This window comes from Novipirellula methanifontis (genome assembly GCF_052161655.1).
GTDB lineage: Bacteria > Planctomycetota > Planctomycetia > Pirellulales > Pirellulaceae > Novipirellula.
Genome location: NZ_CP197418.1, coordinates 3,530,655 through 3,544,782, shown reverse-complemented (window position 1 = coordinate 3,544,782; position 14,128 = coordinate 3,530,655). Strand labels below are relative to the sequence as shown.

9 protein-coding genes are annotated in these 14,128 nt (G+C 54.1%); 4 read left to right on the top strand and 5 right to left on the bottom strand.

Annotated features, from left to right (window positions below; all coding sequences use genetic code 11):
* Nucleotides 1–153: 153 nt before the first annotated feature.
* Entirely contained in the window at nucleotides 154–1,458 is a 1,305-nt protein-coding gene (locus tag SH528x_RS12640) for a hypothetical protein (RefSeq protein ID WP_442510877.1), read from the bottom strand.
* A 65-nt stretch (nucleotides 1,459–1,523) separates the two neighbouring features.
* Nucleotides 1,524–2,492 carry an AAA family ATPase gene (locus SH528x_RS12635; protein WP_442510876.1) on the bottom strand — a complete coding sequence of 323 codons (969 nt, stop codon included), beginning with the start codon at nucleotides 2,490–2,492 and terminating at the stop codon, nucleotides 1,524–1,526.
* 540 nt (nucleotides 2,493–3,032) lie between these two features.
* Between SH528x_RS12635 and SH528x_RS12630 the strand changes: the two genes are divergently transcribed.
* Nucleotides 3,033–4,235, top strand: coding sequence for a cytochrome-c peroxidase (locus SH528x_RS12630; RefSeq protein WP_442512120.1), 1,203 nt, complete (start codon nucleotides 3,033–3,035; stop codon nucleotides 4,233–4,235).
* 319 nt (nucleotides 4,236–4,554) lie between these two features.
* Nucleotides 4,555–6,192 (top strand): BBP7 family outer membrane beta-barrel protein, encoded by a 1,638-nt coding sequence (locus tag SH528x_RS12625; protein ID WP_442510875.1) that lies wholly within the window; start codon nucleotides 4,555–4,557, stop codon nucleotides 6,190–6,192.
* On the opposite strand, the gene SH528x_RS12620 is transcribed toward SH528x_RS12625, so the two are convergent.
* The 3 genes from SH528x_RS12620 to SH528x_RS12610 form a co-directional block, all read right to left on the bottom strand.
* The gene (locus SH528x_RS12620; RefSeq protein ID WP_442512119.1) at nucleotides 6,189–6,926 is read right to left on the bottom strand and encodes an SDR family oxidoreductase; all 738 of its coding nucleotides are present in this window, start codon (nucleotides 6,924–6,926) and stop codon (nucleotides 6,189–6,191) included. The genes SH528x_RS12625 and SH528x_RS12620 overlap by 4 nt on opposite strands.
* Nucleotides 6,927–7,146: 220 nt before the next feature.
* Complete coding sequence (locus tag SH528x_RS12615; RefSeq protein ID WP_442510874.1) at nucleotides 7,147–7,923, bottom strand: DUF6655 family protein; 777 nt, start codon at nucleotides 7,921–7,923, stop codon at nucleotides 7,147–7,149.
* A 711-nt stretch (nucleotides 7,924–8,634) separates the two neighbouring features.
* Entirely contained in the window at nucleotides 8,635–10,125 is a 1,491-nt protein-coding gene (locus SH528x_RS12610; RefSeq protein ID WP_442510873.1) for a DUF4332 domain-containing protein, read from the bottom strand.
* Between the two features lie 404 nt (nucleotides 10,126–10,529).
* Here SH528x_RS12610 and SH528x_RS12605 point away from each other — a divergent pair, with 404 nt between their 5' ends.
* The gene (locus SH528x_RS12605) at nucleotides 10,530–12,419 is read left to right on the top strand and encodes an ATP-binding protein (protein ID WP_442510872.1); all 1,890 of its coding nucleotides are present in this window, start codon (nucleotides 10,530–10,532) and stop codon (nucleotides 12,417–12,419) included.
* 557 nt (nucleotides 12,420–12,976) lie between these two features.
* A complete protein-coding gene (locus SH528x_RS12600) occupies nucleotides 12,977–14,101 on the top strand; it encodes a PstS family phosphate ABC transporter substrate-binding protein (protein WP_442510871.1) in 1,125 nt (374 codons plus the stop codon).
* Nucleotides 14,102–14,128 lie beyond the last annotated feature (27 nt).

Here is a 14,128-nt window from a genome sequence, read left to right as displayed (position 1 = left end):
GTCGCTATGGTTTCACACCGTGAACCGCTGATGCTGGTGCAACATTTGAGGACTTTTGACGGGCATTCTAAACAGGCCGTGCTCATTGAACATTTGGGGACAAATGTTCTTCAATGGTCGACGTACGTCGACTGGAGAGTAAAAAAGTCGAACTTAGCTGACGCGGATGAATTTGCAATTGGCATTCGCGATGGCCGATGAAAAGTCTTGCCGCGATGTAATCAACAGGGACGGCGACTGTGGCATTGCGTCAATGCCGGCCTCTAAGCACTCGTCAGCAATGCGAGTGCTGGATCGCTCGGCTCTCGCTAATCGAATCAGCATCGTTTCCAGATCACTGGCGTTCTTCCACGTGGGTTGCGAATCGTCCGTCGGATCAAGCGATTCGCCAGCGATCATCATCCGAACGCCAACCTTACGCTGCCAGAGTTCAGTTAGGCAGGTCGCCGCGAACGAGAGCACATGTTCGATCGTCTCGTCGCGGCCAGCAGTCACATCGCGTGAGTTGACGTCGACATCTCGCTGAATTTTCACATTGGAATCGGACCGATGAGTATCTGGCTCGACTGCGGTATCGACTAAAATGAAAGCCATCTTCACGCCAGGCGACTGGAATTCCTGGACAATCGGTTTTCCGAGTCGGGCCCACGATGCAAAGTCCCATCGTCGCACCGACATACCGGTTTCGTATTCGCGGCTGCCCGAATAATCGTAGGCGTCGACCGCAGCGATCTTACGTACCCAACCGGACAAATCGGACAACTGGCCGCTGGAAACGGCATCGTCGGCTTGGCTCAGCAAACGAGGCGTGATCGCAATCGTTGTCTGACTAGGGATCCGCTTGGTGACTTCGAACAAACAGAACGGAAACATCGATTTCACGCACACATCAGGCAACGTGTGCACACCACGATGACGAAAGCGAAGCGTGACATCAGTGGAAACCGTTTCGCGAGGCGCGACCATCGGAATCGGGGAATTGTCCGAGAGAACTTGGTAGTCTGCATACGACGCACGACGTTGGTCTGCTGAATTTTTACGGAACCAACGAAGCAGGTCTTTGCGTCGCGAGGCATCAAGCCCCGCAGCCAGCTGCAGTGCGGGTAAATGACGTCTGTTTTTAAGATGGACTCGCATATTGAAGATCTGTCCCGCCTCGACACATCGTGGCAACGAGAAATCGACGTGCAAACGCGGCTGCATGAATTGGTTCACCAACAGACTGACACCAAGCGTGCCAACACAGGCAGCAAAGACGCCGACCCACGGGTAACCCCAGAGAATATTCATCGAGATAATGCCAACCAACAGCATTGAAATCGATGCGGGAGTCGCCGATCGACGGATCGCGAGCACGGTCCTCAATGGAAACATCATCACCGCGATCACCCCATGCAGAATCCGTCTCCACCAAGGTCGTTTTCCGGTGGCGATTGTCTGCATCAAGAGTGCCGTCATTGCAGAAACAATTTGCGAGGACGTGGAAAGGAAAGTGACGTAGAGATAATGGCGTGCGATCGGTCCTAAACAGGAATTTCGATCGACTTCATCAAGTCAATGATAATCAGCTTGGATTCTGCGGACGACGCGATGGCATTGCGAGGCGAAACGCGATGCGACAGGATGCTGGGGGCGAGACTTTGGATGTCGTCAGGCAACACATAGTCACGGCCTAACAATACCGCTTTTGCTTGCGCCGCACGCATCAACATCTTTGATCCTCGTGGGCTGACGCCGACTCGCAATCGAGTGTCGGTGCGTGTCGCGGCGGCAATCTCGACGATGTACGCCACCGCTTTGCGGTCCACTTTTACCTTGCGTACGAACGACTGCAGTGCGGTCAGTTCGTCGCCAGTCATCACGGGCGTTAACGCGGACGCGGGATCCGATGCCGCCTGGTCCAACAGCAAATCAATCTCACTATCGGTATCGGGATAATCCATCGACAAACGCATCAAGAAACGATCGAGTTGAGATTCAGGCAGCGGAAACGTGCCTTCGAATCCGGAGGGGTTTTGCGTCGCGATGACAATGAACGGTCGTTTTAATACGTAACGTTTTCCATCCACCGTTACTTGCGATTCCGCCATCGCTTCCAACAACGCACTTTGCGTTCGCGGCGAAGCGCGGTTGATTTCATCGGCGATCAACAGATTGCTGAAGACCGGTCCCGCCCTGAATTCGAACGTTCCCGAAGAGGGGCGAAATACGCTGCTGCCGATAATATCCGCGGGCAGCAAATCCGGTGTGCACTGGACACGTTGAAACTCGAGATCGATTAAACGAGCGAGCGACTTGGCAAGCGTGGTTTTTCCAACGCCAGGCACGTCTTCGAGTAACACGGATCCCTCGGCCAACATTGCAATCAACACCGCATCAATCACATCCGCCTTGCCACGGATGACTTCCTGCAGCGAGTCTCGCACGTTGTTAATCTTGGTGAGTAGTTCCGCTGGATTGATCGATGATTGGGACACAGATGGCGATGACATTTCAGAAAAGGTTTCGTGCACGTGTTGATTGTCGGAATGAAATTGCACTGTTGGAGTCGCGAAAAGAATTACCCTCGGGCCGTCGGGATTAAAAATCCGCCGGGACGCTGAGAGCCTATCCCAAAAGGGATCTGAGTCCTCGTGGGTCACATCCTTGTTTGCTCGGAGTCGCGTGTGGGCGGGTTCCGAAGAATAGGCTCACCCGAAGTTTACAATCCGTTTGGAGATCGGTGAAGTTTTTGGGGGTCGCCGAAATTGTACCCGACCCGTCGAGTGGCGGGGAACACTGTAAGGCAACAAATCGCATTTGAGCGAGATTCGGGCACGCGGTGGTCTTCGACTTTGCAGTCACGAGGTCCCCCGGCTATTTATCACGGATCCAAAGCGGTCCCATGGTGAAGTGCGTCACAAAGGTAGCTATACTAAGACAACCTACCTATCTCCCTCCCGAAACAGCGAGAGACGCCGCCAATGCGACATTCTATTTTCAAAAGCCATTTCCCTATCGCGTTTGCCCTGGTGACCGCGGGCGTGGGGCTGATGTATACGGACGTTTCGGCGGAAACGGTGCCCCCCACAGCGACCGCATCCAACGAAGTCACGTTGGGTGAGGGAACTTTGCTGACTGGGATTCCGGGCGAGGGCGATTTAACCGAGGGCGAACTCAAACTTTGGCTTGCTAAGCCAGAAAACCACATGGAACTGAAGGTCAAATTGCCGCTTGGGCTCGATGCCGCCAGCGCCAACCTGTTCATCCCCGAAGACAATCCGATGACCCGAGCCAAGATCGAACTTGGCCGCCAATTGTATTTTGATCCTCGCTTGTCGTCCGACAGCACCGTGTCATGTGCGTCATGTCACGATCCCGACCAAGGCTACGCGGCGAATACACGATTTGGTGTCGGCGTTCGCCAACAAGAGGGGGGACGCAACTCACCCATCTCGTACAACCGTATCGTCAGCAAGGCCCAGTTTTGGGATGGCCGTGCTGCCACGCTCGAAGAACAAGCGGTCGGCCCGATTGCTAACCCGATCGAAATGGGCAACACCCACTCGAGCTGTGTCGATTGCTTGTCTGGCATTCCCGGCTACAAGTTGCAATTCGATGCTATTTTCGAAGACGGATTGAACATCGATAACGTCGGCCGAGCCATTGCGACATTTGAACGTGCCATCGTTACCGGACCTGCTCCCTACGATTACTACGCTCCGCTTGTCCGTTTCGAGGAAACGTTTGCAGACGATTTGGAATATCTCGACGAAGAGCCCGAGCTGAAGAAACAATACGATGCGCTGAAAAAGGGAGTGGCAGAACACCCGATGAGCGAATCGGCCAAACGAGGAATGAAGTTGACGTTTGGAAAAGCGAACTGCACCGCATGTCATGCTGGTGGCAACTTTACCGACGAGCAGTACCACAACCTTGGCGTCGGCATGGATGCGGAGAAACCGGATCTTGGACGCTTCGAAATAAGCAAAGACGAGAAGGACCGCGGCGCGTTCAAAACACCCACGATGCGAAACGTTGCTGCGTCACCTCCGTACATGCACGATGGAAGCCAAAAAACGCTCGAGGAAGTGGTCGAGTGGTACGACCGCGGCGGGCATGCGAACCCATGGCTGAGCGACAAGATGAAACCACTGAAGTTGACGGAACAAGAAAAAGCCGATTTGGTTGCATTTATGGTTGAAGGTCTGACGGGTGACTTCCCCCCCATCATGCAGACCCGTTTTCCAAAGTAACCCTCTGCTAAATGTGGGATAGGCTTCCAGCCTGCCATGAAGCCTATCCCACTGGTATTTTCGCGTAACGAAAGTCGCGAAGACTTTCGGCCACCCTGGCCCTTCCAAAACTCTTGGCGAGTTTCGCTACGAAAAGCCCTTGCTGCCATTACCGCCTGGACGTCCATCTCACTGGATTTCGGGCTTCACAATCGGAATAACCGGCAAAGCTTTCCAAAATTGCTCAACCGACACGATCGGAATTGTCGAAACATCCACTAGGGCCGCTCTGCACTCATCGGCCTGATGATGATTCGTTCAATGTGTCGGAAGATAAGCAATGAAATTGCCCCGTACGATCAGCCGTTCCACCCTTCAAGTTTCTTTTGGGGTGATGACAATTGCTAGCGTGCTGTTTGCATCTCCTGTGCTGCATGCTCAGGTACGTACAAAGAAGCCAGATCGCGGTGTCTACCAGCCGCCGAGGGTCACCACGTCGACCGCCGAGTCCAATTCGCGACTGATACCGGTGCCGATCGAGGATGTTCATGGCAATCCGATGGAATCGAGCGATCAAGTGGCGGCGGAAGGCTCGTCGATGACAGTCCCCAAGTTGCTGCCGCGTCGCGCGAAACTACAGCAGGTCGGTCACAATGACGTCGTGCTGATGGACCCGACGCCGACCCATGGTGAGGGAGAAATCATCGTCGAAGGCGACTCCTGGCCTGCTCCGATTGAAACTTGGTCATCCGAGGGTGGCGAATATTACGAGGGCGACCAGTATTACGAAGGCGGATACGGCGATGTCGGCTGCGGCATCGAAAGCTGTGATTCGTATGGATGCGACGGCTATGGATGCGATTCCATCGGCTGCAATCGCTGCGGTCCGGGAAACTGGGCCAATGCGAGCTTGGTATTTCGTCGTGATCGGTGGTTTGCCAATTTTGAATTGCTATTAATGTTTCGCAGTGGCGACTACTTGCCACCGCTGTTTACCACGGGCCCCGCGACGGCAACCAATCCAGGCCGATTGGGGCAAGCCTCGACCCGTATTCTAGCGGGCGGCGGCGAAGTGCTGAACGAGCTGACCGCCGGGGGCCGATTGACCGTAGGGACTTGGCTTGACGATTGTCATTCGCGAAGCATGGTGGCTCGTGGTTGGGGTACAGGCGAAGAAACCTATAACTTTAGTGCCGACCAATCGACGACTCCGATCATCACACGCCCCTTTTTCAATGTCACCACAGGACAGGCTGCGACCCAAGACACGCAAGTGGTTGCGACGCCCGGATTCACCAACGCGGGATTCGCAAACGTTCACGCATCAAGCAACGTTTACGGAGCTGACCTTTCGATTCGCCAGCATGCCTATTCACGCTTCGGTGGCACAGTCGACGTATTGTATGGATACCAGTACATGCATCTGAGTGAGGATTTGATCACGTCGAGTACATCGACGGCCGGTGCGAACAATCCCGCTCCGCTCGGTTCGGTGATCGCAATCAGTGACTCGTTCGACGCACAAAACGATTTCCACGGAGGTCAGATCGGAATTGCGTCACGTTATCGCGAAGGATGCTGGTCGTTCAACAGCTTGTTTAAAGTTGCCGCTGGGAATTTGCGACGCGAAGCAACTTTGGCGGGACAAACGCAAACCAGCAACGGCCCAACGTTCACCGATCCCAATGGACTGCTGGTTCGCAGCACGAACTCGGGAACGCGAACGGACGATACCTTTGGTTGGGTCCCCGAGATCGACTTGTCGCTGGGATGGCGTTACTTCCCTCAGTTTGACGTGACGTTTGGATATCACATCATCGCAATGACCGACGCACTTCAAGTTTCGGGGCTAGTTGACAATCAATTGGCATCCAACCTAGCGGATCCGGTTTCCGCCCCGCTACGGCCGAGTTCAAAGATGGATTACAAGACGTTCTACGTGCACGGCATCCACTTTGGATTGCAGTACGTGTACTAAACCCATTCTTGAGTGGTCGGTTTGATCACGATTTCTGGCACGTGAGCTCGCGGAGGCAACTGGCAAATCGTCAGTACTAGCGAGGCGATGTCTTCGGGTTGCAGAATCGAATCTTTGTGCTCTTGCGTCACCGCAACGGGCCGGTTGTCCAAAATCGGCGTATTGACTTCGCCTGGATAAACGTTTGTGACACGCACGCCTTCGTTACGTACTTCGTTTGAAATTGCGGTGCCAAGTGCGGTCATCGCAAATTTGCTGGCACAGTAAACGATACCGCCGAGCGCGATCGCACGTTTGCCGGCAATCGACGAAATGTTGACGACGACGCCGTCACGACGTTCACGCATTTGCGGAAGCACTTCCAAAATGCAGCGGTACGCACCCGAGGCATTGATTTGCATGACGCGATCCCAGTCATCGGGAATCATAGCGGCCATGGTGCGTTTTTGGATATTGATCCCCGCACTGTTTACCAGAATATCGACCTCGCCCGCTTGGTCGCGGACAAAGGCAAAGAACGCCGCGATGCTGGTGGGATCTGCGACGTCGATGGCATGAGTCAGCACGGGCAGCTCACTTGGAATCGACTTGGCCAGCGTCTGGAGCGGCTCGGTACGACGTCCGCCCACGACCACTTTGCAACCAGCCATGGCCAATTCGCGTGCGATCCCCGCACCGATACCTGTTCCGCCGCCAGTAATCGCAACGACTTTGCCCGCTAAATTTGACACGATGCCAATCCCAATGATGTGTGTTGTTTGATGATGCAAAACGTCTGAACATTGAACCGATAACGGTTCAATGTTGTGAGCACACATCGTAACAAACCACCTGGGATTTTACATGCCGCGTCGCCGCCTCTTTTGTGACTATCCGGCCACGGTCAACCGTGAGCCGACGGCGTTAGCCGCGGGCCGTTAAAACGCCGATTTCACGCCGATCGCCATCGCTACATTAACGATTGAAGTAATCGGGGGCGGAAGGTGTTTCGGCAATTTGCTCTGCGGGCGTGAATGGAGCTCCCATCACGGCCTCTTTGCGATCCATGATTTTTAGCGGAGCCGCTTTGGCTACTTTTGATGAGCTCATGATGCTGCCACCGACGCCGTTGTAACCGACCGCCTTTTGCCGCTGGTCGATAACCGAACCACTGCGGAACGGCCCAACTCCGAACACATAAGTGTCATTGTTATGGGTCAACGCGGTGGATTCGCCACCGCTGCCCAGCGCGGTGCCGGTTTTCGCGTCGTAACAAATCAGCCCGATCTTAGCGGTACCCATTTGCGTGTTCCGCGAGGCGAGTTTGATCTCAGGAAGTTCGATTGGCAAGCCGGGCATTCCCAGTGCAGGAATCCCAACGTAGCTCTCTTGTGTGTCGGTTCCGACACCACCGCTGCGTGGTTCCAACACAACGTCTGCCTGATCAAGTGCAGTGACCAAATGACCGCCCGCTTCAAACACTTTGTGGCGAAGCGTGCCAACCAAATATCCCTTGTCCACCGAATCAAGATACTTGTCGTCGATGAAAACTTTGTAGCCTGCCAATTCATTGAACTGAACGTTTGAGAACGCACGGTCAATCGCTGCCGAGATCAAGATTTGTTCTGTACCAGTCCGGGCGGTATTCGAAGTCTTGGTCGAGGCGCAGCCAACGCCCAAAACGCTGGTGCCACAGGTCAGTCCCGCTAGGACAACGTGCTTCCAAATGGATCGCGAAGAATTGACGCTCATGAGTAAATCATCCGTGTTGTATGAATCTGCTAGCAATGCATTTGATGCGCGCCAGCCACCGGACCGACAGGGTGGGTCGATAGGGTTATTCGGAATACATAGCGGATCGTCGTCACTGAACACCAGATCATCATTGCACTCAACCCGTTCTTCGCATCTTGCCTATCTTGCGTGTATGGAAGCGATGTACGAAAAAAACAGAATTCGCGAGGTTTTCGGATCTCGTAAACGGGACAGAGTCTGCCCCTCCGTTCGAACGAATTGTCAACGCGAAAATACTTCAATTATTAAGGTTCTTTATTTACTGCTTTCCGAAATTCCGGTGTATGCTTCTGTTATCCGAGAGAAAACGAACCGATACAATAAAGGCATCCAAGAGGACGAGCGACGGACTGCGTTTCTCCCTCGGAAGCATGATTTTGGGCTCGCTGTACTTTTGTAATGTTGTGGGCAATGCCCCGTTCACAGCATGTACGAGTGCAGCGAGCCCAGAGTCATGCTTTAAAAATCCCTCACCATTAAGCTGTCTAAATGTGGAATAGGCTTCCAACCTGTCATGCCTGATCTCGATTCCCCGCGAATCGAATACAATCTATCGCTCACGCCGCGAGCCGTTTATTACGGTCGGTAGCTACGCTCGCCAGAGCGTGGATTCCACCGTCTGGCGACGGTAGCTACGACCATTAAATGCGTTTTAATGTGCCGTCGAACTTAGGCAGCTCGGCTTTGTTTGTGGACGCGGGCTTCGGCGATCCAGCGAGCCACGTTGGCTTCGTCAGGCGGCGTGCTGCTGCGAAGGATCCGTTGACCGGTTTTGGTTTCACAATAGCGTTGGATTTCATCGGTCAATTCAGCGGCGACTCGATCGGCCAGTTGTGCTGGGGTTCGACATCCAATCGCGACCAGCAATTGTGACTTGTAACCGCATAGCGATGCGATAGAGGTGACAAAGGTCGCCTGTGCCTGCCAGTCGCCAATCAACTCGGCGGTGATCCAGCGAGTGTCGAGTTGTGTTGCCATTTGCTGGGCATCGCCTGCCAAAAATTGGCGAATGGAGGTGATACCGATCGCCGCGAACCTAGCCGCCGTCTTGGGACCAATCGAAGGTGCATCGACCAAATCGTCCGGAATAGAATCGCTCGTCGATATCGATTTGGCATCACTTGGGGACGCGGCCATGCGGATCGCAAGCTCTTCGGTGGGTTCTGGTTTTGACGGAACGCTTTGCTGAATTGCTTCGTCTGGCGGTTGTAGATCAGCAACCAATTCGGGAGGCGTTGGTGAAGGTTGCGAAGTCGTAGCGGTTGGTACGGGACGTTCGGCCCGCACCGAACGCACTTCTTCGGGCAGGTTTGCTTTGACGGTCCCGGTGCGTTCGAACTCGGCAAACACGGCTCGGACGGCCTGCTGTTCTTGTGCCGAGGCAATCTTTCGCACGACCCATTGCGAAGGAATCTGGATCGCCGAAACGACCGTGGCCAAGTTTAACGAGACCGTAGGGAGCGTGCTTGGGCACGACTGCGCGACTCGTTCGAGAATCCGAGCCCATCCGGTGATCGCGATCCCGAACATGCTGACCAAGATTTCGCGTGACTCGGCGTTCAGCCCTTCGGGAGGCCGCTTCACGCCTCGCTCGAGATCATAGATTTCAATGATTCGGTGATAATGGCGGTGCGATTGCTGTGCAGCCGTCAGCACCGCTTCGGAAATCCAGCCGTCTCTGCGGGCGAGTTGAAAATTGACACGGACCTTACCATCGCGAATTTGGCTGTAGATCTCCTCGTACGACTTGCAAACGCTCCATTCCATCGGCCGATGCACGACGCCTTCGTGTTCGCTCGAACCGGTGTGCAGCGGCATGATGGGATCGGTGAAGTAGTGGCTGAGCACCCCGAGACTGTAGGCGGCCTCTTTGAATTGTTGATGTTCCAACTGCTCGGTGGCAGTGGCGAGCCATTTTTCACAGGCACGCGGAGCGCCGCCCCAGTTGTTGTCGCCAACATGCAGTACGTGATTTTTGAAGTCGCGAAACTTGGTGTCCGGATCCTTGGCACCGCGGAGGTAGTCGCTGTAATGTTGCAGCAAAATTCTCCCGAGCTGGATGCCCGACGCGGTCTCCAGCATCGGGATTGCATCGAGCGCAAAATAATGATGCGTGCTGCGGCAATGCGCCGCGCGAAGGATGGTCGTGAGGAGGGACATTTCGTTCTCCAATAAATGGGCGCAGTCGAATGGGGCAACGGGTGAGCAAACATCACAAAATGCAAAGTCAACGCGAGCCGATTCGAGGAATCGATGCGTCAAGGAATCGCAGATTTACCCTGCTCGCGTCAAAGGTGAAACGACGGAATCTTTGTCGTTCGGGACCGGATATCTGCGGATCGGGCAAGGAAACCGAGGCAGAAAGTGGGGTATTTGTGACCGACGTGAACGTGTCGGAATGTGAAGAAATCGATTGGAGAGATGTCGATTGGATGAAAAAGTGGCTACAAATTGTTTGGCCCCCCCGCTCCCCCTTGTTATCTAAATTCCGTTATGGGAACGTGGGCCGCTTTGTTTTAGGACGAAGCGTTAAGTGGATCTCGCGCCTTGCATAACGATTCGGCGTGACGATCGCCGAGCCGTTTAGCGACGATTCCCCACTCAAGTTCCCGCTCCGCCCTGGAAAATACTTGGAAAACTCTTCGGGGCGTGCCGTGCGGTCATCTCGTCTGTTTTGGAAACTGTTTCTGATTTCGGTTGGCTTGAACTTAATGCTAGCCGTTGGGTTTCTGTTCATCGTGACCTCTTCGCAACGGGTTGAAATCAATCGGCAGGTCGAGCAGCGGTTGTTTGACACAGCGGTGGTGTTGCGTAGCCACGTCACCAATTTGGTCGCTAGCGTTCTTGACCACGTTGGCGAAGAAGAGGCTCACAACGAAGCCCAAAAAGAATTGCAAGCATTGATTACGCGATTGGCAACCGAGACTCAGACGCGACTGACGATCATCGATGCGGATGGTGACGTGTTGGCCGATTCCGAGCGAAATCCGAAATCGATGCTCAGCCACGCGAACCGTCCTGAATTGCTGGCGGCCAGCGAAGTCGGCAAGGGGGTGGCGACCCGCGAGAGCCCAACACTGCAGATCGACATGTACTATCTCGCTCTGCAAATTCAATCGCCCGAGGGAAAATCGGCGTTTGTGCGTGTGGCGGTCGAGCTCGACACGATCAACGAACGTGTGGCCACGGTGCGTCGCTCGTTATGGTTACTGGCACTGTTGTTCGGTGCGATTGCGACGGGGCTGACCTATGCGATCGTCGGCCGGATCATTAATCCGCTTGCTCAACTGACCGATCGTGCCCAGGCAATTGCCAGCGGGATGGATCAAGCGCCGGTTCCGGTTCGCAGCCAAGATGAGGTCGGTTTATTGGCCGAAGCGTTCAACCAGATGCAATCGGAACTGGGGCGTCGATTTCGTCAATTGCGTGAGAAAAACGAACAGATGTCCACGGTGCTCAGCAGCATGGACGAGGGCATTATCGCGATCGATATGGACCAGCGAATTGTGTTGGCAAACGACGCCAGCAAGACGTTGCTCAACTTTGCCACAGCGAACGAGGTGGGGCGACCATTGTTAGAAGCGGTTCGCAGCCGACCGCTTTACGAGTTGGTGCAAAAGTGTTTGGAGACCGGCGGACCCGAGCAAACCGAATTCGAATCGATTTGCCAAGTTCGGCGAGATTTGGCGGTTCGAGCGACTTGCTTGCCAGGCGATCCCGCCAACGGCGTTGTGATGGTGCTGCACAATATCACCGAACTACGGCGGCTAGAGAATCTACGCCAGGAATTTGTTGCCAACGTTTCACACGAATTAAAAACGCCACTGGCGTCGATCAAAGCGTATGCGGAGACGCTTCGATTGGGTGCGATGAGCGACCCCGAGAACAACTTGAAGTTCGTCGATCGGATCGAAGAGCAAGCCGAGCGGTTGCATCAGTTGATTCTCGACATGCTGCAAATTGCGCGCGTCGAGTCGGGCGAGGAAGCGTTCGAGATCACCAATGTGCCTGTCGATAGAGTGGTGGATACTTGTTTCAATCACTACACCGACGCGGCGCAGCGAAAGGAAATCCACTTGGTCGTCGAGCCACCCGCCTCACCGATACGAGTTTACGCGGATGAAGATGGCCTGACGACGATCCTAGACAATTTGATCGGCAACGCAATCAAGTATACGCCCGAAAATGGTCGCGTTACGGTGCGTTGGTGCCAAGAGAACGATCAAATGCTGTTGGAGGTCCAGGATACTGGCATCGGGATTGCACCGGAGCATCATACGCGAGTGTTCGAACGTTTTTATCGAGCCGATAAAGCAAGGTCGCGGGAATTGGGCGGCACCGGATTGGGGCTTTCGATTGTCAAGCATCTCTGCCAAGCGTTTGGTGGGTCGGTGAAATTGTGTAGCAAACCCGGCGAAGGTTGCACATTCCAGGTGCGATTGCCGCTGAGTTAGTGCATCATCCCGTTTTGATTTTGGGGTAGCGAAACTCGCCAAGAGTTTTGGTCATGCCGTGAATTGCCGAAAGTCTTGGCGACTTTCGCGACAGCGCGACCCCAATTCTTCGGTTGAATGATGCACCAGGCCACCCGAGCAGTAGATGCCGGTGGAACTTCGGTCACTGTTTGAGCCGCAGGCATTTTGGTTTCGTAGCTACGCTCGCCAGAGCGTGGATTGTTTGCGTCCAGTGCGAATCACCACCTTCTGGCGAAGGTAGCTACCAGAGCATGATTGACAGCGTTGCCTGGATGGGCAACAGAAACTTTCAAAACTGTGCTACTTCAACACGCTTAAGCGGCCGGATATTATGGCATTACCCGGTGCCTTACAGCCCGCGGCTCACCGCTTTCACGCTGTCGTTTTTGGACGCGGGCAACGCCACATCCAAACTGTCTTCATAATCGCGCCACCTTTAAACGATCTTAACGCGATCTTAACAAAGGAACCCTAGGATCTCGGGTGTTCGAGTCGGTCACGACTTGTTTGCTCGCAATGAATCCTGGAGAAGGTGAATGATCTGGTTGAATCCGTTTCGTAGTGGCACTGCGGTGCTTGGCGAAACATTGGCGGCAGGTGTGGTTTGTTTGGCAATGGTCGGTTGTGGGCCTGCGTCTACCAGCTCGTCAACCTCAACCGCCGACACCGCGGGCGATTTTGCCGCCAATGATTTGGCAACAAGTGAATTGGCCAATATCGAAGGTGCCGTTGAAATCGACGGATCAAGCACCGTGGCTCCGATCAGCGAAGCGGCAGCCGAGGCATTTGGAAAAACCTTCAAGAACGTCAAAGTGACGGTCGCGATTTCAGGAACGGGTGGTGGGTTCGATCGATTCACCAACGGCGAGATCGACATCTCCGATGCCTCGCGTCCGATCAAAGATTCCGAATTCAAAGTCTGCAAAGAAAAAGGCGTTTCGTTCGTCGAACTGCCGATCGCGTATGATGGCTTGTCGATCGTGATCAACAAAGAGAACGACTTTGTGGATCAGTTGACCGTCGATGAACTGAAAAAGATTTTTTTGCGAGAGGGCGGCGCAAAGACTTGGAAAGATGTAAACCCTAAGTGGCCTGAACTGGCGATCAAAATCTATGCCCCCGGCACGGACTCGGGAACGTTCGATTATTTCTTTGGCGATGTGGTTGCCAAGAATGACGCGTCCGAACACCCTCGCGACGACATGTCGGTTAGCGAAGATGACAACGTGTTGGTCACCGGCGTTGCGGGTGAGAAGGGAGCGATCGGGTTCTTCGGTGCTTCGTATTACTTTTCCAACGTTGACAAAATTAAAGCGGTGAAAATCGTCGATCCAAAGACGGGCAAAGCTGTCGGCCCGACTCCCGAAACCATCGAAAGCGGCGAGTACGCACCGTTTAGTCGTCCGTTGTTCATCTACGTTAAGACCGACTCGATGAAGCGTCCCGAGGTCAAACAATTCCTCGAGTTTTATCTTAGCGAAGCGGGTAGGTTGGCGGAAATGGTCGACTATGTCGCCTTGCCTGATTCGATTTACGAAGTGGTTCAAACTCACTACGAAGAACGGATCACAGGGACGCACTACTTGACGGCCGACCTGGAAAAACGAAGCGGCCCTTTGGCCGAACTGTACACGACCGAAGATGTCGTCGACATCGAGTAGATTTTTTGGGGTTGGCTGTAGTGGATC

Bases quoted from the DNA above. Each gene is read 5' to 3' on its own strand.
- SH528x_RS12640 (WP_442510877.1), bottom strand. From the start codon at position 1,458: ATGACGGCACTCTTGATGCAGACAATCGCCACCGGAAAACGACCTTGG.
- SH528x_RS12635 (WP_442510876.1), bottom strand. From the start codon at position 2,492: ATGTCATCGCCATCTGTGTCCCAATCATCGATCAATCCAGCGGAACTA.
- SH528x_RS12630 (WP_442512120.1), top strand. From the start codon at position 3,033: ATGTATACGGACGTTTCGGCGGAAACGGTGCCCCCCACAGCGACCGCA.
- SH528x_RS12625 (WP_442510875.1), top strand. From the start codon at position 4,555: ATGAAATTGCCCCGTACGATCAGCCGTTCCACCCTTCAAGTTTCTTTT.
- SH528x_RS12615 (WP_442510874.1), bottom strand. From the start codon at position 7,923: ATGAGCGTCAATTCTTCGCGATCCATTTGGAAGCACGTTGTCCTAGCG.
- SH528x_RS12610 (WP_442510873.1), bottom strand. From the start codon at position 10,125: ATGTCCCTCCTCACGACCATCCTTCGCGCGGCGCATTGCCGCAGCACG.
- SH528x_RS12600 (WP_442510871.1), top strand. From the start codon at position 12,977: ATGATCTGGTTGAATCCGTTTCGTAGTGGCACTGCGGTGCTTGGCGAA.